This is a genomic window from Amycolatopsis sp. NPDC004625 (genome assembly GCF_040609695.1).
Taxonomy (GTDB): domain Bacteria; phylum Actinomycetota; class Actinomycetes; order Mycobacteriales; family Pseudonocardiaceae; genus Amycolatopsis.
The window spans coordinates 19,413-41,660 of record NZ_JBEXKX010000066.1 but is presented as its reverse complement, the minus strand read 5'-3'; the positions used below and the strand labels follow the sequence as shown (position 1 = coordinate 41,660).

General features: G+C 72.0%; 22 protein-coding genes and 1 rRNA gene. 15 read left to right on the top strand and 8 right to left on the bottom strand.

Annotation, left to right across the window (positions count from 1 at the left end; genetic code table 11):
* Nucleotides 1-93 (top strand): 5S ribosomal RNA (gene rrf, locus ABZW17_RS41955); the annotation flags it as partial.
* A gap of 156 nt (nt 94-249) precedes the next feature.
* On the opposite strand, the gene ABZW17_RS41950 is transcribed toward rrf, so the two are convergent.
* Complete coding sequence (locus ABZW17_RS41950) at nt 250-702, bottom strand: Lrp/AsnC family transcriptional regulator (RefSeq protein ID WP_354827053.1); 453 nt, start codon at nt 700-702, stop codon at nt 250-252.
* Between the two features lie 111 nt (nt 703-813).
* Between ABZW17_RS41950 and ABZW17_RS41945 the strand changes: the two genes are divergently transcribed.
* From ABZW17_RS41945 to ABZW17_RS41925, 5 genes are all read left to right on the top strand, one after another.
* The gene (locus ABZW17_RS41945) at nt 814-1,236 is read left to right on the top strand and encodes a rhodanese-like domain-containing protein (protein ID WP_354827050.1); all 423 of its coding nucleotides are present in this window, start codon (nt 814-816) and stop codon (nt 1,234-1,236) included.
* 14 nt (nt 1,237-1,250) lie between these two features.
* Nucleotides 1,251-2,000 (top strand): type 1 glutamine amidotransferase, encoded by a 750-nt coding sequence (locus tag ABZW17_RS41940; protein ID WP_354827047.1) that lies wholly within the window; start codon nt 1,251-1,253, stop codon nt 1,998-2,000.
* A gap of 95 nt (nt 2,001-2,095) precedes the next feature.
* Nucleotides 2,096-3,229, top strand: a complete 1,134-nt coding sequence (locus tag ABZW17_RS41935; protein ID WP_354827044.1) for an inorganic phosphate transporter — start codon at nt 2,096-2,098, stop codon at nt 3,227-3,229.
* A 28-nt stretch (nt 3,230-3,257) separates the two neighbouring features.
* Nucleotides 3,258-6,233 (top strand): bifunctional [glutamine synthetase] adenylyltransferase/[glutamine synthetase]-adenylyl-L-tyrosine phosphorylase, encoded by a 2,976-nt coding sequence (locus ABZW17_RS41930; protein WP_354827041.1) that lies wholly within the window; start codon nt 3,258-3,260, stop codon nt 6,231-6,233.
* Between the two features lie 15 nt (nt 6,234-6,248).
* Complete coding sequence (locus ABZW17_RS41925) at nt 6,249-6,674, top strand: acyl-CoA thioesterase (RefSeq protein ID WP_354827038.1); 426 nt, start codon at nt 6,249-6,251, stop codon at nt 6,672-6,674.
* A gap of 64 nt (nt 6,675-6,738) precedes the next feature.
* Here ABZW17_RS41925 and glnA read toward each other — a convergent pair whose 3' ends face one another.
* Entirely contained in the window at nt 6,739-8,163 is a 1,425-nt protein-coding gene (gene glnA / locus ABZW17_RS41920; protein WP_354827036.1) for a type I glutamate--ammonia ligase, read from the bottom strand.
* 269 nt (nt 8,164-8,432) lie between these two features.
* Here glnA and ABZW17_RS41915 point away from each other — a divergent pair, with 269 nt between their 5' ends.
* Nucleotides 8,433-8,822 (top strand): RDD family protein, encoded by a 390-nt coding sequence (locus ABZW17_RS41915; RefSeq protein ID WP_354827058.1) that lies wholly within the window; start codon nt 8,433-8,435, stop codon nt 8,820-8,822.
* A gap of 158 nt (nt 8,823-8,980) precedes the next feature.
* On the opposite strand, the gene ABZW17_RS41910 is transcribed toward ABZW17_RS41915, so the two are convergent.
* Complete coding sequence (locus ABZW17_RS41910; RefSeq protein ID WP_354827034.1) at nt 8,981-9,709, bottom strand: DUF4191 domain-containing protein; 729 nt, start codon at nt 9,707-9,709, stop codon at nt 8,981-8,983.
* Between the two features lie 56 nt (nt 9,710-9,765).
* Here ABZW17_RS41910 and ABZW17_RS41905 point away from each other — a divergent pair, with 56 nt between their 5' ends.
* The 6 genes from ABZW17_RS41905 to ABZW17_RS41880 all read left to right on the top strand — a co-directional run bounded on the left by ABZW17_RS41905 (nt 9,766) and on the right by ABZW17_RS41880 (nt 14,186).
* Nucleotides 9,766-11,862 (top strand): ATP-dependent DNA helicase UvrD2, encoded by a 2,097-nt coding sequence (locus tag ABZW17_RS41905; protein WP_354827032.1) that lies wholly within the window; start codon nt 9,766-9,768, stop codon nt 11,860-11,862.
* A gap of 207 nt (nt 11,863-12,069) precedes the next feature.
* Entirely contained in the window at nt 12,070-12,327 is a 258-nt protein-coding gene (locus tag ABZW17_RS41900) for a hypothetical protein (protein WP_354827030.1), read from the top strand.
* A 150-nt stretch (nt 12,328-12,477) separates the two neighbouring features.
* Nucleotides 12,478-12,834 carry a WhiB family transcriptional regulator gene (locus ABZW17_RS41895; RefSeq protein WP_354827027.1) on the top strand — a complete coding sequence of 119 codons (357 nt, stop codon included), beginning with the start codon at nt 12,478-12,480 and terminating at the stop codon, nt 12,832-12,834.
* The gene (locus ABZW17_RS41890; protein WP_354827024.1) at nt 12,831-13,085 is read left to right on the top strand and encodes a hypothetical protein; all 255 of its coding nucleotides are present in this window, start codon (nt 12,831-12,833) and stop codon (nt 13,083-13,085) included. The genes ABZW17_RS41895 and ABZW17_RS41890 overlap by 4 nt, the downstream gene beginning before the upstream one ends.
* 58 nt (nt 13,086-13,143) lie before the next feature.
* Nucleotides 13,144-14,004: a class I SAM-dependent methyltransferase gene (locus tag ABZW17_RS41885; RefSeq protein WP_354827021.1), complete on the top strand. Its 861-nt coding sequence runs from the start codon at nt 13,144-13,146 to the stop codon at nt 14,002-14,004.
* A complete protein-coding gene (locus ABZW17_RS41880; protein WP_354827018.1) occupies nt 14,001-14,186 on the top strand; it encodes a hypothetical protein in 186 nt (61 codons plus the stop codon). Before ABZW17_RS41885 ends, ABZW17_RS41880 begins: the two co-directional genes overlap by 4 nt.
* A gap of 539 nt (nt 14,187-14,725) precedes the next feature.
* Here ABZW17_RS41880 and ABZW17_RS41875 read toward each other — a convergent pair.
* The 3 genes from ABZW17_RS41875 to ABZW17_RS41865 form a co-directional block, all read right to left on the bottom strand.
* On the bottom strand, nt 14,726-15,610 hold the full coding sequence (locus ABZW17_RS41875; RefSeq protein ID WP_354827055.1) for a hypothetical protein: 885 nt from the start codon (nt 15,608-15,610) through the stop codon (nt 14,726-14,728).
* A 162-nt stretch (nt 15,611-15,772) separates the two neighbouring features.
* Nucleotides 15,773-17,113, bottom strand: a complete 1,341-nt coding sequence (locus tag ABZW17_RS41870) for an AarF/ABC1/UbiB kinase family protein (RefSeq protein WP_354827016.1) — start codon at nt 17,111-17,113, stop codon at nt 15,773-15,775.
* 60 nt (nt 17,114-17,173) lie between these two features.
* The gene (locus ABZW17_RS41865; protein ID WP_354827013.1) at nt 17,174-18,220 is read right to left on the bottom strand and encodes a hypothetical protein; all 1,047 of its coding nucleotides are present in this window, start codon (nt 18,218-18,220) and stop codon (nt 17,174-17,176) included.
* Nucleotides 18,221-18,450: 230 nt separating this feature from the next.
* Between ABZW17_RS41865 and ABZW17_RS41860 the strand changes: the two genes are divergently transcribed.
* Nucleotides 18,451-18,960, top strand: coding sequence for a M48 family metallopeptidase (locus ABZW17_RS41860; RefSeq protein WP_354827011.1), 510 nt, complete (start codon nt 18,451-18,453; stop codon nt 18,958-18,960).
* Between the two features lie 158 nt (nt 18,961-19,118).
* On the opposite strand, the gene ABZW17_RS41855 is transcribed toward ABZW17_RS41860, so the two are convergent.
* On the bottom strand, nt 19,119-20,474 hold the full coding sequence (locus tag ABZW17_RS41855) for a zinc-dependent metalloprotease (protein WP_354827010.1): 1,356 nt from the start codon (nt 20,472-20,474) through the stop codon (nt 19,119-19,121).
* Nucleotides 20,475-20,575: 101 nt separating this feature from the next.
* Between ABZW17_RS41855 and ABZW17_RS41850 the strand changes: the two genes are divergently transcribed.
* Nucleotides 20,576-21,682 carry a PDZ domain-containing protein gene (locus ABZW17_RS41850; RefSeq protein WP_354827007.1) on the top strand — a complete coding sequence of 369 codons (1,107 nt, stop codon included), beginning with the start codon at nt 20,576-20,578 and terminating at the stop codon, nt 21,680-21,682.
* Here the strand turns inward: ABZW17_RS41850 and ABZW17_RS41845 are convergent.
* Nucleotides 21,679-22,218, bottom strand: a complete 540-nt coding sequence (locus tag ABZW17_RS41845; protein WP_354827005.1) for a PPA1309 family protein — start codon at nt 22,216-22,218, stop codon at nt 21,679-21,681. The genes ABZW17_RS41850 and ABZW17_RS41845 overlap by 4 nt on opposite strands.
* Nucleotides 22,219-22,248 lie beyond the last annotated feature (30 nt).

Here is a 22,248-nt window from a genome sequence, read left to right as displayed (position 1 = left end):
ACGCCCGGTCCCATTCCGAACCCGGAAGCTAAGCCTGACAGCGCCGATGGTACTGCAACCGAAGGGTTGTGGGAGAGTAGGACACCGCCGAACTTTTTTTGAGGAAGGGCCTGGGCCCGGTAGAGATTAACGTCTCCCGGCCCAGGCCCTTTCTCTGTTTCCACCCCAGGCCACCCCGGCCACGCCCGGAGCTGGCGTCGTGATGCCCTTCCAGTCACGCGTGATACCTCCCGGATCACGCGTGATGCCTCAAAGCGGCCCCGGACGAGCCGGCGGCCGGCGTCGCAACGGCGAGGACAACACCAACGACGTCGTCGTCTCCCCGTACCGCTGCACCTTCTCGACCAACGCCTCCAGCTCCGCGGTGTCCCGGCAGAGCACCCGCAGCACCCAGCACTCGTCCCCCGTCACGTGGTCCGCCGCGACGACCTGAGGCAGCGGCAACACCGCCGTCCGGAACCGCGGCGTGTCCAGGCTCCGCACTCGCGCTCGCACCAGCGCCTCGATCGGTAGCCCCAGCTTCGTCGTGTCGACGCTCGCCGTGTAGCCGGTGATCACCCCGCGCTCCTCGAGCCGGCGCACCCGCTCCGTCACCGCCGATCCGGACAGCGACACCCGGCGCCCCAGCTCCGAAAAGCTCAGCCGCCCGTCGGCTTGCAGGAGCTCCAGCAGCTGCCAGTCGACGTCGTCGAGGTGGTCCACCGCAACTCTCCCGGGTTCGCAGGGCCAGAACAGCGAAATCCCCGGCCGATCCGGGCTTCCACGCCGATTCTGCCCTGTCCGGAAACCGCCCGTCCCAGCAGGATTTACCCCATGACACGCACGCTCGCCTTCCCCGCCGCGGCTTCGGCCGCCGCCGTCGAGTACTTCGGTGCCGAACTCGCCTTCGAGGTCGACCCCGACGATCTCGTCCAGGACCTCGAAGCCGGACGCACCGACGGCTACGTCGTCGTCGAGACCCGCGCGCCCGAAGCCTTCGCTCACGCTCGCATCCCCGGCGCGATCAACCTGCCCTACCGGGACATGACGGCCGAAAGCACGAAACACCTCGACGGCGACGTCGTCTACGTCTGCTACTGCGAGAGCGCCCAGTGCAACGCCGCCACGAAGGGCGCGCTCAAGCTCGCCCAGCTCGGCTTCAAGGTGAAACGGCTCTCCGGCGGCATCACCAGCTGGCTCGCCGCCGGCTACCCCGTGGACGGGGAAAAGACCCCGGCGATCCGCTGCGCCTGCTGACCTACCCTGGACCCGTGACACGACTGCTGATCATCCAGCCGGACGAGTCGGACCCGGTCGGCCCCCTCGGCGACTGGCTCTCCGGAGCCGGCGCCGAACTCGACGTCCGCCTGCTCCCCGGTTCCGGCCTGCCCGACGGGCTCGACGGCTACCAGGGCGTCGTCTGCCTGGGCGGCACCATGGCCGCGGAAGCCGACGCCACGCACCCGTGGCTCGCCGACGTCCGGCGGCTGCTGGCCAAGGCGGTGTCGGCGAGCCTGCCGACGCTCGGGATCTGTCTCGGCGCGCAGCTGCTGGCCGTCGGGACCGGCGGCCGCGTCGAGGCCGGTCCCGACGGGCCCGAGGTCGGTCCGTACCTCGTCAGCAAGAAGGACGCGGCGTGGACCGACCCGCTGTTCGCCGACCTGCCGCTCATGCAGGACGTCCTCCAGTTCCACACCGACGCGATCACCCGCCTCCCGCCCGGCGCCGAGCTGCTCGCGTCCTCGCCGCGCTACCCGAACCAGGCCTACCGGCTCGGCCGGTGCGGCTACGGTGTCCAGTTCCACATCGAGACGACGCCGGAAGTCGTCGAGCGCTGGGCCGTCGAATGCCCCGGCGAAGCCGAGTTCGCCCGCCCCGGCGCGCTCGACCACGACAAGCTGGTCACCGTGCACGCCGACATCGAGGAGACCTGGCGTCCCTTCGCGCAGCGGTTCGTCAAGCTGGCCGCCGGCGAGCTCGAACCCGCCGTGGGCGGTCAACGCACGTTACCGCTGGCTTAACGACAGAAGTCACAACCAGCAACGGCCCGTTAACGCCGGGCGCACCCGTCAGGTACCTTGCGGACAGAGTCCCCACAAGGGTGCGGAGGTCCGGGGTGCAACCCTCGTTGCTGGTCGTGGTCGTCGTCGGCACGGCCCTGGTTTTCGATTTCACGAACGGGTTCCACGACACCGCGAACTCGATGGCGACGTCGATCGCCACCGGGGCCCTCAAACCCCGGGTGGCCGTCGCGATCTCGGCGGTGCTGAACCTGGTCGGCGCGTTCCTGTCGGTCGAGGTCGCCAAGACGATCTCCAGCGGCCTGGTGGACGACACGAAGATCGGCCCGTCGATCGTCTTCGGCGGGCTGATCGGCGCGATCGTCTGGAACCTCGTGACGTGGTTCGTCGGCCTGCCGTCGAGTTCGTCGCACGCGCTGTTCGGCGGCCTGATCGGCGCCACCTGGATCTCCGCGGGCGCCGATTCGGTCCACTTCGGAAAGATCGTCGAGAAGGTCCTGGTCCCGGCGGCGGCCAGCCCGGTCATCGCCGGTCTCGTCGCGATGGCCGCCACCTACCTCGTCTACCGCTTCCTGGTGCGGGGCCGCCCGGCCACGCGCGGGTTCAAGGTCGGCCAGATCGTCTCGGCGTCACTGGTCTCCCTCGCCCACGGCACCAACGACGCGCAGAAGACGATGGGCGTCATCACGCTCACCCTCGTCACCGCCGGCAGCCTCCCGTCGGGCGCGGCACCACCCGTCTGGGTGATCATCAGCGCCGCCTGCGCCCTCGCGGCCGGCACCTACCTCGGCGGCTGGCGCATCACCCACACCCTGGGCAAGGGCCTGACCGACATCGAAGGCCCGCAGGGTTTCGCCGCCCAGACGAGCTCGGCGCTGGTCATCCTGGTTTCGTCGCGGCTGGGTTTCCCGCTGTCGACGACGCACGTGTGCTCCGGCGGGATCGTCGGCTCCGGCGTCGGCCGCCGCGACGCGCCGGTCCGCTGGCGGATGGCGGGCCGGATGGTCGTCGCGTGGCTGTTCACGCTGCCCGCGGCCGCGATCGTCGGCGCGATCTCCGGCAAGGTCGCGTCCCTCGGCACGGCGGGCACGATCGCCGTCGGTGTCGCCGGGATCGGCGTGGGCGCCGGAATCTACCTGCTTTCGCGCCGCCACCCCGTCACCGCGCACAGCTTCCAGGTGCCCGAACCGACGCCCGCCGGAACCGAGCCGGGCCGGCTCGCCGCCTGACCCGCGTTCCCCGGCTACGGTGGTCGTGATGGCAGACCGCGCGCGAACGACCGCTTCGGCGGCGAGGTACGGCTTCACCGACGCCCGTGCCGAGGGACAGCTGCGCGCGGCCGGCTGGTGGGCCGACGCCGGCCCGGCCGCCACGGCCGCCGACGTGCTCGCGGCGTTGTCGCGCACCGCCGACCCCGACCTCGCGCTGCGCGGCCTGGACCGGATCCGCGAGGCCGACGCCGATGGGTGGGCCGCCCTCGAAGAACAGCTGCGCGCCCACCGGACCTTCCGCGGCCGGCTCCTCAGCGTCCTGGGCACGTCGAGCGCGCTCGCCGACTTCCTCGCCGCCAACCCCGGCGAGTGGCACGCGCTCACCGCCGACAAGTGCACCGACTCCGCCTGCTACCGCGAAGCCCTGCGCACGGCCCTCCTGCGCGACGACGGCTCGGTGCTCACCGGCACCGAAGCCGAGCAGACGCTCAAGGTCGCCTATCGCGGCCAGCTGCTCGGCATCGCCGCCGCCGACCTCGGCCACCTCGTCGAGGACGGGCTCGAGCACCCGAGCTACGCCGAGGTCGCGGCGCAGCTGACCGAGCTCGCCGAAGCCGCGCTGGCCGCCGGACTGGTCGTCGCCGAGGCCGAATGCGATGCGTCCGCCGAAGGCACCCTCGCGATCATCGCGATGGGCAAGTGCGGCGGCCGGGAGCTCAACTACGTCAGCGACGTCGACGTCATCTTCGTCGGCGAGGGCGACCTCGGCCTCGCGACGCGGCTGGCGAGCACGATGATGCGGGTCGTCGGGAAGGCGTGCTTCGAGGTCGACGCGGCGCTGCGGCCCGAGGGCAAGGCCGGCGCGCTCGTCCGCACCCTCGACGGGCACCACGGCTACTACCAGAAGTGGGCCAAGACCTGGGAGTTCCAGGCGCTGCTCAAGGCGCGCCCGGTGGCGGGCGACGCCGAGCTCGGCCGCCAGTACGCCGAGATGGTGGCGCCGCTGGTGTGGTCGGCCGCCGACCGCGAGAACTTCGTCGCCGAGGTGCAGCAGATGCGCCGCCGCGTCGAAGGGCACGTGCCGTCCGAGCACGCCGAACGCGAGCTGAAGCTGGGCCGCGGCGGCCTGCGCGACGTCGAATTCGCCGTGCAGCTGCTGCAGCTCGTGCACGGCCGGGTCGACGCGGACCTGCGTTCACCGTCCACGATGGACGCACTCGCGGCGCTCGGCGAGGGCGGGTACGTCGGCCGCCAGGACGCGGCCGAACTGGGTGCGTCGTACGAATTCCTGCGGATGATCGAGCACCGGCTGCAGCTGCGGCGGCTGCGCCGGACGCACCTGTTCCCGGCGACGACGGACACCGACGAGCTGCGCATCCTGGCCCGGGCCAGCGGGATCAGGGCGAGCGGCGGCAAGAGCCAGGGCGAGGCGCTGCTAGCGGAGTTCCGGCGGCACGGCAAGGGCATCCGGCGCCTGCACGAAAAGATCTTCTACCGGCCCCTGCTGCAGTCGGTCGCGAACGTGCCCACCGAGGCGCTGCGCCTGACCACCAAGCAGGCGGCCAGCCGGCTGGCCGCGCTCGGCTACACCGCGCCCGACGGCGCGCTCCAGCACATCAAGGCCCTCACTTCGGGGGTTTCGCGGCGCGCGGCGATCCAGCAGGCGCTGCTGCCGGTGCTGCTCGACCTCTTCGCCGACACGCCCGACCCCGACGGCGGGCTGCTGTCGTACCGGAAGGTGTCCGAGGCGCTCGAAGACACTCCGTGGTACCTGCGGGTGCTGCGCGACGAGGGCACGGTCGTGGAGAACCTGGCGCTGCTGCTGGGCACGTCGAGGCTGGTGCCCGACCTGCTGGTCCGCGCGCCGGAGGTGTTGCAGCTCCTCGGCGACCCGGCCCGCCTGGTGGGGCGCACGCCGGCCGAGGTGGCGACGTCGCTGCGGGCTGCCGTCCGGCGCCAGCCGGGGCTGAACGCCGCCGTCGCCGCGGCGCGTTCCCTGCGGCGGCACGAACTCCTGCGCATCGCGTGCGCGGATCTGCTCGGACTGCTCGACGTCCCCGCGGTGTGCGAAGCGCTGTCTTCGGTTTGGGTCGCGGTCCTGCAGGGCGCGCTGGCCGCGGCGTTCCGCCAGCGTCAAGCCGAGCTCGGCCGCACGCCGGCCCGCATCGCCGTCATCGGAATGGGCCGGCTCGGCGGCGCGGAACTCGGCTACGGCTCCGACGCCGACGTGCTCTTCGTGTGCGAGCCGTCCGAAGGCGTTTCGGACGCCGACGCGGTGAAGTTCGCTTCGTCGGTCGCGGAGACGGTCCGGAAGATGCTCGGCGCGCCGAGCTCGGACCCGGCTCTGGTGGTCGACGCCGACCTGCGGCCGGAGGGCCGCAGCGGGCCGCTGGTCCGCACCTTGGAGTCGTACCGCGCCTACTACGCGCGGTGGGGCGAGGTGTGGGAGGCCCAGGCGCTGCTGCGCGCGCGGTTCATCGCCGGCGACGACGACCTCGGCGAGCGGTTCATCGCGATGATCGACCCGATCCGCTACCCCGAAGGCGGCCTGGACGCGACGAAGGCCCGGGAGATCCGCCGCATCAAGGCCCGCGTCGAGACCGAGCGCATGCCCCGCGGCGCCGACCCGACCCGCCACACGAAACTGGGCCGCGGCGGCCTCGCCGACGTCGAATGGACGGTGCAGCTCCTGCAGCTGCAGCACGCGTGTTCGGTCCCCGGCCTGCGGACGACGTCGACGCTGGACGCGCTGGCCTGCTTGCCGGACGCGGGCCTGGCCACGCAGTCCGAAGCGGACTCGCTGCGCGAGGCGTGGCTGCTGGCGACCCGGGTGCGCAACGCGGGAATGCTGGTCCGCGGCAAGGCGGTCGACGAGGTCCCGGGCTCGGGCCGCGACCTGGCGGCGGTGGCCCGCGTGTTCGGCCGCCCGGCGGAAGACGACCCGGGCGAGTTCCTGGACACCTACCGCCGCATCACCCGCCGCGCGCACACGGTGGTGGAGCACCTGTTCTACGAAGCCTGACCTACAGTGGGCCGGGTGACCGATCGCGAACCGTTCCGCACCCGGATCAAGGTCCGGCACTACGAGCTGGACACCCTGGGCCACCTCAACCACGCCGTGTACCACTCGTACGGCGAGGTCTCCCGCCTCGAGCTGCTCGAAGCAGCGGGCGCGGTGAAGGGACTGCCGGGCGTGGCATCGGTGCTGCTGGAGACCCACGTGGTGTTCCGCCGCGAGCTGCGCGCGGGCGACGAAGTCGACGTGACCTGCGACGTGAAGTTCGGCAGCGGCAAGACGTTCCGGATGGATTCGACGATCACCAAACTCGACGGAACGGTGGCGGCGGAGATCACCTGCACGCTGGGGCTGATGGATCTGGAGCGCCGGAAACTGGTGGAGAACCCGCGCGGCCGTTTCGAAGCCGCGGGCGCTGATCTGAAGCTGCTGTCGACGGCGGAATAAGAAACGCCGGTGGCGAGGGCTCTTCGCTCCTCGCCACCGGCGTGTTCAGGGCCGTACTACCGGATCACACGTCGTAGTACAGGGCGAACTCGTACGGGTGCGGGCGCAGCCGCAGCGGGTCGATCTCGTTCTCGCGCTTGTACGAGATCCACGTCTCGATCACGTCCGGGGTGAACACGCCGCCCTCGAGGAGGTACTCGTGGTCGGCTTCCAGGGTGTCCAGCACCGTGCCCAGGTCGCCCGGGACGAGCTTGACGTCCTTGGCCTCCTCCGGCGGGAGCTCGTACAGGTCCTTGTCGATCGGGTCCGGCGGCTCGATCTTGTTCCGGATGCCGTCGAGGCCGGCCATCATCATCGCCGAGAACGCCAGGTACGGGTTGCCCGACGAGTCCGGGCAGCGGAACTCGGCGCGCTTCGCCTTCGGGTTGTTGCCCGTGATCGGGATGCGGACGCACGCCGAGCGGTTGCGCTGCGAGTACACCAGCGAAACCGGGGCCTCGAAGCCCGGGACCAGGCGGTGGTAGGAGTTCACCGTCGGGTTCGTGAAGGCCAGCAGGCTCGGCGCATGCTTGAGCAGGCCGCCGATGTAGTGGCGCGCGGTGTCCGACAGGCCGGCGTAGCCCGACTCGTCGTGGAACAGCGGCTGGCCGTCCTTCCACAGCGACTGGTGGCAGTGCATGCCCGAGCCGTTGTCGCCGGCCAGGGGCTTCGGCATGAACGTCGCCGTCTTGCCCGCCGCGAACACCGTGTTCTTCACGATGTACTTGAACAGCTGCAGGTCGTCGGCCGCGTGCAGCAGCGTGTTGAACTTGTAGTTGATCTCGGTCTGGCCGGCGGTGCCCACCTCGTGGTGCGCGCGCTCGATCTCGAAACCGGTGTTCGTCAGGTTGCGGACGATGTCGTCGCGCAGGTCGGCGAAGTGGTCGACCGGCGGGACCGGGAAGTAGCCGCCCTTGAACTTCGTCTTGTAGCCCTGGTTGCCGCCGACCTCGTCGGCGCCGGTGTTCCACCAGCCCTCGATCGAGTCGATCTCGTGGAAGGAGGCGTGCTCGGCGGAGTCGAAGCGGACCGAGTCGAAGATGTAGAACTCGGCTTCGGGGCCGAAGTACACGTTGTCGGCGACGCCGTACTCGGAGATGTACTGCTCGGCCTTGCGCGCGATGTTGCGCGGGTCGCGGCTGTACGCCTCACGGGTGAACGGGTCGTGCACGAAGAAGTTGAGCGCGAGCGTCTTCGCCTTGCGGAACGGGTCGATCCGCGCGGTCGCCGCGTCCGGCAGCAGGAGCATGTCGGACTCGTGGATGGACTGGAAGCCGCGCACCGAGGAGCCGTCGAACGCGAGACCCTCTTCGTAGGCCTCTTCGGTGAAGGCCTTCGCGGGGACCGTGAAGTGCTGCATCACGCCGGGCAGGTCGCAGAACTGGACGTCGATGACCTCGACGTCCTCGTCGGCGATGAGGCGCTGGATGTCGTCTGGAGTAGTGGGCACCCTCGGTGACTCCTTCTCGTTCGAGCTCGTACGGCAGTGCTCTCTTCGGCTCACGCTAAAAGTGCGGTGTTGCCCGACCGTCACCCGTATGTTTCGCGGGTGTTAACGGGTGGTCGATATCGGGTATCCGACCAGGTCGGATGTGCTCCACGCCACCGGCATACCCTGGATGGGTGGCGAGATGGACCGGTGAATGGCTACCCGGCACCGGCGACGGTGGCCCGGGCACTGATCAACACGGCTCGCGCTGGCCGGGCGAGAAGTTCGGTTTGCCCGAGTCCGGCGTCGGCGCGGCGGCGAGCGGGGGCGCGCGGCTGCTCGGGCTGATCGTCGACCTGGTGGTCGCGGCCCTGGTCACGGCCATCTTCCTGCACCCCAGCCTGCAGGACCCGGCGGCGATGCAGCAGTTCAACCTGTGGTCCGGCGGCGTGTGGGCGGTCATCTCGGTCATCTCGGCCGGGTTCTTCGGCTTCACGCCCGGGATGGCCGCCGTCGGCATCCGCGTCGCCCGCCTCGACGGCGCCGCGCTGGTCGGCCCGGTGCGCGCGCTGGTCCGGGCGGCCCTGACGTTCGTGCTCATCCCGGCGGCGGTCCGCAACGCCGACGGCCGCAGCTGGCTCGACCGGCTGACCGGCACCGTCGTCATCCGGATGCGCTGAGCGGCCGACGTTCGACGGCCTGCCCTGCCGCCACGGTGCTTGCCGCCGGACGGCTCGGCTGCCCCACTTGCACGCGAGGAGTCGCCGTCGCCCACCCGATCCCGGGCGTGAAAAGGCCCCGCCCGGGATCCGGGCGGGGCCTTTTCCTTACGCGGGGGTCAGCGGCGGCGGATCGTCCGCTGAACGTTGCGCATCTTCGCGCCGGCCGGCATCGGGCCCTTGGGGAGCGCCGCGCCGCGGTTGCCGAGGGCGGCCAGCTTCGCCTCGAGGGCGTCGACCTGGGCCGGCTTCAGGTTGCGGGGCAGCTTCATCAGGTAGCCCTGGAGCTTCTTCAGCGGGAGCTGGCCGTCTTCGTGGCCGATCGTCACGTCGTAGATCGGGGTGTCGCCGATCAGGCGGGAGACGCGCTTCTTCTCCTGCGCGAGCAGGGTCTTGACGCGGTGCGGCGCGCCTTCGGCCACCAGCACCACGCCGGGGCCGCCGAGGACCCGGTGCACCGCGTCGAGCTGGGTCGTCGCCGCGACCGTCGGCGTCACCTTCCAGCGGCCGCGCAGGTTCTCCAGCGCCCACGCCGCGGCGCCGGGCTGGCCGTCGGCCTTCGAGTAGACGGTCTTCTGGACGCGTCGGCCGAAGATGATCATGGCGAGGAGGCCGCCGAGCACCAGGCCCAGCGGGAGCAGCACCCACTGCGCGTTGAAGAAGAACCCGACCCCGAACAGGACGCCGGCGACGACGACGATCGCCCCGACCATCCACGGGATGAGCCACGGGTCTTCCTTGCGCTGCATCTTGAAGGCCTCGAAGAGCTGGCCACGGCGTGCCTTGCTCGCCGCGCGCTTCTCCTTCTTGGCCTGCTTGGCCGCTTCCTTGTCCTGCTGTCCCGCCATATGACCAGGATACGGCCGCGTGCCCCTGACCCGATTCCCCGTCCCCCTCTGCGAGGATGCGGGACGTGACCGGCGTACTTCCCCCCAAGAGTGTGACCCGTCTGCTGGATGGTCTCGACCCCGAGCAGCGCGCCGCCGCCAGTGCCCCGCGGGGGCCGGTCTGCGTGCTCGCCGGGGCCGGCACGGGCAAGACCCGGACGATCACCCACCGCATCGCCCACCTCGTCCGATCGGGGCACGTTTCCGCCGGTCAGGTGCTTGCCGTCACGTTCACGACGCGCGCCGCGGGGGAGATGCGGACCCGGCTGCGGGGGCTCGGCGTCGACGCGGCGCAGGCCTTGACGTTCCACGCCGCCGCCCGCCGTCAGCTGCGCTACTTCTGGCCGCGCGTGGTCGGCGACCGGCCGTGGGACCTGATGGAGAACAAGCTGCGGTTCGTCGGCCAGGCCGCGAACCGGCACCGGCTCGGCACCGAGGTCGAGGTGCTGCGCGACCTCGCGAGCGAGATCGAGTGGGCCAAGGCGTCGCTGGTCGGCCCGGACGACTACCCGGCCGTCACCGCGCGCGCCCAGCGGGACATCCCGGCGCCGGCGGCGCAGGTCGCCGAGGTCTACCGCACGTACGAAGAACTGAAGACCGCCGCGCAGGTCCTCGACTTCGACGACCTGCTGCTGCACACGACGGCGGTGCTCGAGGAACACGGCGTCGTCGCCGAGGAGTTCCGCGACCGCTACCGCTGCTTCGTCGTCGACGAGTACCAGGACGTGACGCCGCTGCAGCAGCGCCTGCTCGACGCGTGGCTCGGCGGGCGCGACGACCTCACCGTCGTCGGCGACGCCAACCAGACCATCTACTCCTTCGGCGGCGCGTCGCCGCGGTCGTTGCTCGAGTTCACGCGCCGCTTCCCGGACGCCACCGTCGTCCGGCTGGAGCGCGACTACCGGTCGACGCCCGAGGTCGTCTCGCTGGCGAACCGGGTGATCGGCGCGGCGCGGGGCCGGCCGGCGGGCTCGCGGCTGAAGCTGATCGGGCAGCGGCCGCCGGGGCCGGAGCCGCGCTTCGCCGAGTTCGACGACGAGGCGGTCGAGGCCGAGGCCGTCGCCCGGCGGGTGCGCGAGCTGCTGGACGGCGGCGTCGCGGCGAGCGAGATCGCGATCCTCTACCGGGTCAACGCGCAGTCCGAGGCCTACGAGTCGGCGCTGGCCGAAGCCGGCGTCCCGTACCTGGTCCGCGGCGGCGAGCGGTTCTTCAACCGGACGGAGGTCCGGCAGGCGATGTCCGCGCTGCGGGCGGCGAGCGGCGACGGCAGCTCCGACCTGGTCACGACGGTGCGTTCGGTGCTCGCGCGGGTCGGCCTGACCGAGTCGCCGCCCGCGGGTGGCGCGGCGAAGGAACGCTGGGACGCGCTCCTGGCGATCGTCGAACTGGCCGAAGAGCTCGCTTCGACGGTCGCGGACGCGGACCTGCCGCGCTTCTGCGCCGAGCTCGACCAGCGCGCCGCGGCCCAGCACCCGCCGACGGTCGAGGGCGTGACGCTGGCGTCTCTGCACGCCGCGAAGGGCCTGGAGTGGGACGCGGTGTTCCTCGTCGGCCTGGCCGAGGGCACGCTGCCGATCCTGCACGCGGGCGACGACGAGGCGGCGATCGAGGAGGAGCGGCGGCTCTTCTACGTCGGCGTCACCCGGGCCCGCGAGCACCTCTGGCTGTCCTGGGCGCTGGCCCGGACCCCGGGCGGGCGCCGCAACCGGCGGCGCAGCCGGTTCCTGTACGGCCTGATCCCGGAGGACCACCCGGCCGCCCGGGTGGCGCGGTCGGCCCAGCAGAAGGCGGCGCCGGTGAAGGCGGCGCGCTGCCGCGTCTGCGGCGGGCCGCTGCTGGAGACCATCGACGTCAAGCTGGGCCGGTGCGGGCGCTGCCCGTCCACAGTGGATGAGGGCCTGCTGGAGCGGCTGAAGACGTGGCGCGGCGACCGCGCGCGCGAGCTGAAGGTGCCGGCGTTCGTCGTGTTCACGGACGCGACGCTGATGGCCATCGCCGAGCAGCGCCCGGCCGACGAGGCGGCACTGGTGTCGATCTCCGGCATCGGCGCGACGAAGCTCGAACGGTTCGGCGCGGAGATCCTCGGCGTCGTCCGGGCGTCGACGGGTTCTTGACCGCGTCCGGACCATGATCGACGCGGCGAACCCGCTGCTCAGGGGCGATCTTCGTAACTTCGAGGATTTTCCCGTTAATTGAGTTGCCCCCGTGTGGTGCGGGGCAATAACCTGCCAGTACCGAGCCCGAAGGGCTCGGCTGGGGATCCACGTTGCAGCGCCGCTCGGCGGCCGTGTGTGCAGAGTACAGAAGGAGGTGCCGGTGAAATGACCATCAACATGACGCTCACGAACCCGGGCACCCGTCTGTCCTGTGCCGCGGAAGCCGCGGTCGCTTCGCGCCCGGGCACCGGTGTGTCCGTGAGCGCGCACGAGATCCGTGGCATGCGGCGCGTCGAGCGTCGTTGGGCCACCGGTGTCGTCGTCTTCGGGACGCAGGGCGTTCTCGCCGCGTACCCGCAGGCCGATCTGCCGACCATCAAGCAGTTCCGTGTTCCGTCGTCGATACGGGAGCGAAGTTCCTGACCTAGTCAGGACAGAGGCTCACGAAGGCCGCGGAACCGGAAAACCCGGATCCGCGGCCTTCGTGTTTTTGGCTGCACAACCCAAGAGGAACCAGCGTTGCCCAGCTCCGTCACTCAACCGAAAACCCGTACGACACAAGGAGGAACCCCCATGTCTTCGGCCATCGCCTACACCTCCGGTGAGGCAATATTCGCCGACCTGCTCGACCCGATCGCGGTGCCCGACGTGGCGCTGCCCTGCCGTTCCGGCGACGCGGACCTGTGGTTCGCCGAGTCCCCGGCCGAGCTCGAGCGGGCCAAGGCCCAGTGCGCCGACTGCCCGGTCCGCGAGGCCTGCCTCGCGGGTGCCCTGGCCCGTCGCGAGCCGTGGGGCGTCTGGGGCGGCGAGATCTTCGAGCGCGGCGTCGTGATCGCGCGCAAGCGGCCCCGCGGCCGCCCGCGCAAGAACGCAGTCGTCGAGCCCGCCGCGGCCAAGGCCGCTGGCGATCACCGGAGCGCCGCCGCATGAGCGTCGAACCGGTTACCGCGAAGGACTACGAAGCGCGGATGTGCCGTCCGCAGCTGCAGCTGACGAAGACCGAGATCGAGGAGACCAGCGAGATGTTGCTTTACGAAGAACTGTCCAGGGCCCGAATACGGGACCTCGAGGAAGGGGTCCGCGCCCAGCGGGCCCGAGGTAGCGCACGCGCGGTCCGCCGCTGGACGCGAGTAGCCCGATGGGCGGCTCGCCGGGTGGAGCGCCACCAGGAGCAGAGCTGAGAGCAGGGCCCCTGCCGCTTCCGGGCGGCGGGGGCCCTTCCTGGTGTTCAATGGGCCGATGTCCGGACACACCCACGACGACATCGACTGGGCGGACCGCCTGACCCAGCTGCGCATGGCGGACACGCTCGACGCGTCGGCGTTGACCCCGGTCGCCCGGCGCCTGCTGGCCGGGCTGCCGGAGCACCCGACGATCGTCGACGTCGGCTGCGGCGCGGGCGGGATGAGCGTGCTGTTCGCGCGCGAACTGGCTCGCGGGGGCACGCTCGTGCTCGTCGATGCCACGCCGAAGCTGCTCGCCGAGGCAGAGCGGGCGGTCGCGGAGGCTGCCGCCGGCTCGGTGGAGGTCGTCAGCCTGCAGGGGGACCTCGCCGATCCCGGGCTGGCCGCGCCCGCAGCTGATCTGGTGTGGGCGTCCGGCGTCGTCCACCACGTCGGTGACCAGCAGGCCGCGTTGCGCACGCTCGCCGGGCTGGTGCGGCCGGGTGGGGTGCTGGCCATCGCCGAGGGCGGGCTGGAGCTGCGGTGCCTCCCGTGGGAGCTCGGGGTCGGCAGGCCGGGGCTGGAGCAGCGCTTGCACGCGGCGCGGGCGGCGTGGTTCACCCGGATGCGCGCCGGGCTGCCGGGCAGCGTCCCGATGCTGTACGGCTGGACGCGCGCACTCCGCGAAGCCGGCCTCTCGGACGTCGAGTCGTTCGGTGCGCTCATCGATCACCCGATGCCGGGTTCGGACCTCCTTCGCGAGTACGTGGTGCACCGCATCGGCTGGCTCGCGGACTGGGCCACGGAGTGGCTCGACCCCGACGACCGCGCCGCGGTGGCGACCCTGACCGATCCGAGGAGTCCGCATTTCCTCGGCCATAGGGATGATCTGTACCTCTTCGGCGCCAAGGCGATCCACAGTGGACGGTCGCGATGAGCGAGCCGGAGCCCCGCGTGTGCACCCGCTGCGGCCACACCCGGACGGCCGACGAAGACCCGGTCACGGCCCTCGCCTGGGTATCGACCCGCGAGCGGGGCGCGGTGCGGTGGCTGTGCCCGACCTGCGCGCGTCAGCATGTGCGGGACATCGAGGGCAAGCTGCCGGACGAGTACTGGTGATCAAGTCACGCTCCTGAGTGGGGTTTCGCCCGCGGGGTTCGTGCGGGAAGTTGGCTCGGTTCGGGCAGGTGACCTCCTGGCACACGAGCCGACCGTCCCGGTACGCGAGCCGACCTCTCCGGTACGCGAGCCGACCCTCCAGATACGCGAGCCGACCTTTCCGGCACGCGAGCCGACCGCCTAGGTACGCGAGCCGACTGTCCCGGCACGCGAGTCGACCGTCTCGGTACGCGAGCCGACCCCTTCCGGCACGCGAACTCGCGTGATCGCAGCCGTACCTCGTGTGATTGAAAGCGGAACTCGCGTGCTTGTAAGGGCATCTCGCGTGATTGGGAAGGCATCACGCGTGACTGGAGGGGCATCTCGCGAAGTTGGAGGGTCGGCTCGCGTACCTAGGAGGTCGGCTCGCGTATCTGGCGGGTCGGCTCGCGTGCCCCCGGGTCGGTCCGCGGGCCTGGAGGGTCGGTTGGCGTGCCCCGGGGGTCGGTCCGCGGGCCTGGAGGGTCGGTTGGGGAGGCTGGCGGGATCTGACGGGTGGGTCAGGCGGCGTCTCCTTCGGGGGATTGGGGGGTTGTGCGGACCTTGGGGCGGGGGGTGCGGGAGGCGTCGCCGAAGGCGCGGGCCAGCTCCTGGGCCACCTCGTCCGGGACCTGGCGGAGCTGGCGGACCGTGCAGCGGACCAGGACTATGCCCGTCGCCGCCAGGGCGAGGTGGCTGAAGCCGCCGCCCACTCCTGGGGTGCAGCGGTACTGCCAGGCCAGGCCGATCTCGTCCCACCACGCGTCCGCTTCGCCGAGGGGGCGGCCCCGGCGGTCGCAGATCGTCTGGTCCCAGCTCGGTGGGGGGATGGGGACCAGGTCCAGGATGCGCGCGGCGAGGCCGTGGGCCTGGATCGGGCCCTCGTCGAGGTAGCGCAGCACCTTGCGGACCGCCGCCGTGCCGCGTTGGGGGCCTTCGTCCAGCTCCAGGAGCAGCTCCTGGAGGCTGCACAGGCCCCAGTACAGCGGGAGCGTCAGCAGGTGCCGGATGCGGGCCGGGTCCGGTTCGGTGCGGGCCAGGTCAAGGGTGGCCCGGGCCGGTGGGGCGAACGGCAGGTCGTCGACCATGACCGGCTCCGGGATGTGTGCCGTCCGGGCCAGGCGCACCCCTTCGCCCGCCACCACCCGGCAGTGGTCGGGGACCAGCAGGCGGATGTCGCCCGCCTCGCACTTGACGCCGTGGGCCTGCAGGGCGTCGGCGCCGGTGATCACCACCTTCGGCCCGTACCGCACCAGCAGCGCGCGCAGCAGCTCCTGCCGCGTCGGCGCGGTGTTGCGCAGCAGGACGACACCGGGGTGCAGGCGGCGCCACGGCCCGCCGGGGCCGCAGAGCCGCCGGGTTCTTCGGTCCGATACCCCGGCCCTTCGCAACTGTTCGAGGTTCATCACCTCGCCCGCGCCGGGATTACCGAGGGCCAGCGGGTCGGTGCACTGAGTAGCAGTCATCCTTCGAGCATGGCGGCTCGGCCAACCGGGTGGAACCCCGTTCCCGCCGGCTGTGGACAACTCGGCGGATTCCGCCCGTTCGCGGCCCCACCTGTGGACAACTCAGGCGGCGAACCCGGGCTGCCAGCGCTCCACGATGCCGCGGGCCGGGATCTCCGCGTCGAGCTGGCAGAGGATGCCCGTCGACCCCGCCGTCACCCGGTGGATCATCAGGTACTCGGGCGGCAGGTTGAGCATCCGGCCGACGCGGAAGTCGTTGCCGCGGCTGTCGCCGACCCGGCCGGCCTGCTTCTGCATCCAGCGGCGGGTGAAGTGGAACGTCGGCGCGGCCAGCGGCTCGGTGAACGGCGCCAGGTACGCCAGCACCTCCTCCGCCGTCAGGTCGCTGTCCGGCCGGATGAACCGGTTCTCGCGCAGCAGGCGCATCAGCTCGGCGGACTGGCCGTCGAGGGCCAGCCGCGTCATCTCGCCCAGGTGGCGGGGGATGCCCTCGGGCAGCCGGGCGACGCCGCCGAAGTCGATGACGCACAGCCGCTCGTCTTCGGTGATCATGAAGTTGCCCGGGTGCGGGTCCGAGTGCAGCAGGTGGACGCGCTCGGGCGAGGAGTAGTGGAACTCCGCCAGCAGCCGGCCCGCCAGGTTCCGCGTCTCCCGGTCGCCGTCCGCGATCACCTGGGACAAGGGGGTGCCCGTCACCCACTCGGTGACCACGACCTTCGGCGCGCTGGCGACCACCCGCGGCACCAGGATGCCGGGATCGCCGTCGAACGCCTTCGCGAAGGCCCGCTGGTGCTGGGCCTCGGACTGGTAGTCCAGCTCTTCGTTCATCCGCTCGGCGAGCTCGGCCAGCAGCGGCTTGACCTCGGTCCCGGGCACGAACGCCTGGAACAGCCGGCTGAACCGCTGCAGCTGGCGCAGGTCGCTGCGCAGGGCCTCGTCGGCGCCCGGGTACTGCACCTTGACGGCGACCGTGCGGCCGTCGTGCCAGACCGCGCGGTGCACCTGGCCGATGCTGGCGGCCGCCGCCGGCTCGTCGTCGAACGACGCGAACCGGCTGGTCCAGGTGCGGCCCAGCTGCTCGGCGAGCACCCGGTGGGTCTGCCGGGCCGGCATCGGCGGCGCCGCGGCCTGCAGCTTCGTCAGGGCTTCGCGGTAGGGCTTCGCCATGTCGTCCGGCACCGCCGCCTCGAACACGCTCAGCGCCTGGCCGAACTTCATCGCCCCGCCCTTGAGCGTGCCGAGCACCTCGAACAGCTGCTCGGCCGCCTTGGCCGACAGCGTCGCGTTCACCTGCTCGGCGCTCTGGCCCGCGAGCCTCTTGCCCCAGCCGCCCACCGCCCGGCCGGCGATGCCGAGCGGAAGACTGGCGAGCTTGGCGGTGCGGGCGGCACCTTTGCGCGGCATCGCGGTGTCACGATCGCCCGGGTCGCGGAAGTCGGTCACACCGGCGATTCTGCCCTGCGGCCACGACGGCGCGCAGCCTGCGCGCGACGACTTAGTGGTCTACGTCTCCCGCGGTACCCCCTGGGCGCCACAGCCGCACCGCGGGTGCGGGGGCCAGCCGCGGTGCCGGATGCGGCCGTCGAAGGCGTCGATCTCGAGGGTGGCGTTCCACGCCGGCGGCGCCGGCGCGGCGGGGGAGAGCAGCCGCATGGCCTGGGCGACCGCCAGCGACGCGCAGGCGTGGACCGCGCCGAGGTCGGGCCGCTGGTGGCGGCCGGCGAGCTGCCCGGCGACGCGCGGCCAGCACGGGTCGCGGTCCGTGCGGTGCAGGTCGGCGCAGCGCAGGCACGAGCTGCGGCCCGGCACCACCAGGGGCCCGACGATGGCCGTGCCGTCGCGGACGCGCGCCGCCAGGTGCGGGACGCCGTCCTCCATCAGCTGGGCGACCTGCTCGGGGGCGGGCACGACGGCGTCGGTGAGCAGGGCCACGTCCGGGTACCGGTCGTGCAGCCGGGTGACCCGGACGCGGGGGTCGACCCGGCGGAGCAGGTCGGCGAGCGCCTGCCGCCGGGGCCGTCCCAGGTCCGCGTCGGTGAGGCCGGAGCCGAGGTCGTGCTCGGTCACCGCGCCGGACGCCCGCAGCTCGACGTGCCCGACGCCGGCGTTGGCCAGCAGCACGGCGACCGCGACCGCCACCCGGCCTTCGCCGTGCACCGTGACCGCGGCGGCGCGCCTGCGCTCCGCGAGCGCGGCCTGGTGGTGGCGCGCCCGCAGCGACCAGAGCCCGCACTCGCCGCGGAGCCCCGGGCCGTCGGGGCGGCCGGCGTCGGTGACCAGGCCGAGCGCGGTCAGCTGCCGCAGGAGCGTCCGAAGCTGGTCGCGGTGTTCGCTCTCGGCGAGCAGAAGGCGTTCGACGGGCTTGCTGCCGTCGAGGGCGCGCACCTTCGCGGCGAGGTCCGGGGTGAGGTTTTCGACGATCACGCCGTGGCGCGGGTCGAGGCCGATCTGGATCTCGCGCGGGCCGCGTTCCAGCACGGTGAGGCCCGGGAGCAGGGCGGGATGGGCGGGCAGGAGGACCGGGGGCATGTCGGCGGTGGCGAGGAGCATGTCCGCAGGATGGCATCCGGCGGCGACGGGGAAGGCCGGGAAGGCGCCGGATCGGCCGAGTTGTCCACAAGTGGAACCGGCTGTGGACAACTCGGGTCTGTGACCCGAAGGCGCTCGGAGTTGTCGGTGCCTGGCCTTACCGTTGTCGGGTGGTCGAAGCACGGACGCCCTCGCTGAGAGGCAGGGGGGAGACGAACCCCCCGTCGGACACACCCGGACACAAGGTCGAAGTGCGGCGCAGCCAGCGCCGGCACCGGACGGTCACCGCGTATTGGAAGGACGACACGCTCGTCGTGCTCATCCCCGCGCGGATGACCAGGGCGGAGGAGAAACACTGGGTCGCCGAGATGGAGCGCAAGCTGCAGCGCGCGGAACCACGTCGGCCGGCGGCCCCGAAGACGTCGGACGAAGCCCTGCTGGCGCGGTGCGCGCTGCTGTCGGGCAAGTACCTGGACGGCACCGCGACGCCGGCGAGCGTGCGCTGGGTGCAGCCGATGCGCACGCGGTGGGCTTCCTGCACGCCGGTCGACGCGACCATCAGGGTCAGCGACCGGCTGCGGAAGGTGCCTCCGTGGGTGCTCGACTACGTGCTGGTGCACGAGCTGGCGCACCTGCGGGAGCCGGGGCACGACGCCGCGTTCTGGGCGCTGGTGCGGCGGTACCCGAAGACGGAACGCGCGATGGGGTACCTCGAGGGGCTGGCGGCGGCCGCCGGGTGGGGGATCGACACGGAGTGTTGAGCGGGTGAGGCGGATCGGGGCGGCCCGTGGATCGGGGCCGCCCCGGTTGATTCCGCCCCCGAGGGCTTGCGCAGGTCAGGCCGGAGAAGTGCGCCCGAGCAGCAGAAAGGCCGGTGACCCGCGTTGCGGACCACCGGCCTCTCCAAGACCTCCCGGACCTACGCCGGGTTCTCGCCCTCCTCGGGCTTTTCCTCACGCCCTTCGCGCTCGGCCTTCTCCGTGCGCTCCAGCTCGGCGATCGGGTCGAGGCCGTCGAGCAGGTCGGGGGAGCCCACGCGGTCCGCGAAGTCGATCGGCTCGTCCAGGTCCTCCGCCGTCGGCATCAGGTCCGGGTGCGACCAGAGGCCGTCGCGCTTCTCCGTTCCGTGGCGGTCGCCCACCAGCTTCCACAGGTTCGACGCGTCCCGCATGCGGCGGGGGCGCAGCTCCAGGCCGACCAGGGTGGCGAACGTCTGCTCGGCCGGGCCGCCCGTGGCGCGGCGGCGGCGGAGCGTCTCGCGCAGGGCGTCCGCTCCCGGCAGGCGGTCTCCCACCGCTTCGGCCACCACCACGTCGACCCAGCCCTCGACCAGGGCCAGCAGCGTCTCCAAACGCCGCAGCGCCGCCTTCTGCTCGTCCGTCGTCTGGGGCTCCAGCAGCCCGGACGACATCGCTTCCTCGATGCTCGCCGGGTTCGCCGGGTCGATCTGGCCGGCCAGGGACTCCAGCGCCGAGGTGTCCACCGAAATGCCGTGCGCGAACTCCTCGACCGTCGCCAGCAGGCGCTGCCGCAGCCACGGCACGTGCGTGAACAGGCGCTGGTGCGCCGCCTCGCGGGCCGCCAGGAAGACCAGGATCTCGCTGTTCGGCAGCTCCAGGCCCTCGGCGAACTTCTCGATGTTCGCCGGCAGCAGCGCCGACGTGCCCGCCGGGGCCAGCGGCAGGCCGATCTCCGACGACGTCAGCATTTCCGACGCCAGCTGGGCCAGCGCGTTGCCGAGCTGGGAGCCGAAGGCCATCCCGCCCATCTGGCCCATCATCTGCAGCAGCGGGCCCGCGGCCTGCTTGGCCTCCTCGGGCAGCGCCTGCATCCAGGCACCCGAGACCTGCCGCGCCACCGGGTCGCACAGCCGCTGCCACGTCGGGAGCGTCTTCTCCACCCAGGACCGCGGGGACCAGGCCACCGTCGACGTCGCGCCGGCCGGGAACACCGTCGCCGCGTCGAGCCAGAGCTCGGCCAGGTGGGCCGCGTCACGGACCGCCGCGTTCGCGTCGTCGCCGCCGCGGAAGCCGAGCTTGCTCTCGCCGGTGTTGCCGGCACTGCCCAGCGTCTGCAGGGCGATCTGCTTGGCGAGGTCGTAGTTCACCGGCCCGCTGGAGGTGCCCGCCTGGCTGAGCATCTGGCCCAGCTGGCTCAGCATCTGCCCGAGCTGGTTGAAGGCCTCGGCGCCGGACTGCTGCCCGCCTTCCGAGGGGTCGTTCTCACCTCGTTTGTCGGGATCGGAAGGTCCGAAGCCGAACGGGGGTTTGCTCATGTGTCCACCGTACGCGGGTCGAGGGCCGCCGAGCGCGTCAACCGGACCCATGTGCGTGGCCTTCACCGAGAAGCGAACGCGGTCACCGTACGCTGTCGGGCGTGACCAAGTCTTCCGAGGAGACCGCCCCCGCGAAGAGCGCTCCGGACCCGGCGGCAGACCCGCCCGGCGAGGCCCGGCGGATGACCCGGCGCGGCTGGACTCTGGTGGTCAGCGGCGCGCTGTTCCTGATCTTCGTGGTGCTCGGCTCGGTCGTGCCGGTGCCGTTCGTGGCGATCAGCCCGGGCCCGACCTACGACACGCTCGGTCGCGACGCCGCCGGCAACCCGGTCATCCAGGTCACCGGCCACGACACCTTCCAGACCACCGGCGAGCTGCGGATGACGACCGTCTCCCTGCACGACGGCGTCACCCTCTTCCAGGGCCTCGGCTTCTGGGCCAGCGGCCGGTACGCGCTCGCGCCGCGCGAGGAGTACTTCAAGCCGGGCGAGACGAACGAGCAGGTCAAGCAGGAGAACATCCAGCAGCTGCAGGACTCGCAGACGAACGCCCAGGTCGCCGCCCTGCGCAAGCTGGGCTACCCGGTCAAGGTGCTGGCGAAGCAGATCGTCTCCGGCAGCCCCGCCGACCACGTGCTCTCGCCCGGCGACAAGCTGATCACCGTCAACGGCAAGAAGATCGTCGAGGCCGCCGACGTGCGGGCCGCGCTCACCGGCACCCTGCCCGGCCAGACCGTGCAGATCACCTTCCAGTCCGACGGCCAGCCCGAGCGGACCGTGCCGCTCACCCTCGCCGCGCGCCCCGACCGCAAGGAGGGCTTCGTCGGCCTCACCGCGGTCGACCGGGCCGACGCGCCGTTCACCGTCAACATCTCCCTGCAGGACGTCGGCGGCCCGTCGGCCGGCCTGATGTTCACCCTCGCCATCATCGACCGGCTGCAGTCCGGCGACCTGGCCGGCGGCCGGCACATCGCCGGCACCGGCGAGATCACCGAGACCGGCGAGGTCGACCCGATCGGGGGCATCTCGTTCAAGGTCGTCGGTGCCCGGGAGGCGGGTGCCACCGACTTCCTGGTCCCCGAGCACAACTGCGCCGAGGCGAAGTCCAACGCCCCCGCCGGGCTCAACCTCATCAAGGTGTCCACACTGGACGACGCGCTCGCGCAGCTGGCCAACCTGAAGGCGGGCCGCCCGACAGCCTCCTGCTAGGGCAGCAGCGTGGCCTTCAACGCCTCGACCAGATTCGGGGCCAGGTCGGGGCTTTCCACGATCTCGTCGACCGATTCGTCCGTGCCGGCCCCGCGCAGCCGCATCACGCAGGCGCCTTCGCCGTCGCGCAGGACCGCGGCCACCAGGCGGGCCTCCGTGCGCTGCGGGTGGTCGGCGGCCGCGCGGCGGAGGCTCTCGGCGTCCGCTTCGGCGACGTCCGGCAGCTCCGACTCCGAGCCCGGCGGCAGCACGATGATCTCCTGGGCCAGCGCGCACCCGACGACCAGGTCGGGCCAGGCGATCCGGGCCAGCGCGTCGGCCAGGTCGCCCTCGGGCAGCGCCTCCTGGGCCACCGGGGTCAGCGGGTTCGCCCGGTCCAGCTGGCCGGCCAGCTCCGGCTGCTCGTCCAGCAGCGCCGCCGTCGGGACCAGCGCGAACAGCTGCGGCGGCTGGTCCCAGCCGCCCGCGGCCATGAAGTCCTCGATTTCACGGGCGAGCGCGGCCACGCCGGCCTGTCGCGCTTCGTTCGCTGCCATGCGCACATCGTGTCAGGTCGGCCGGGGCGG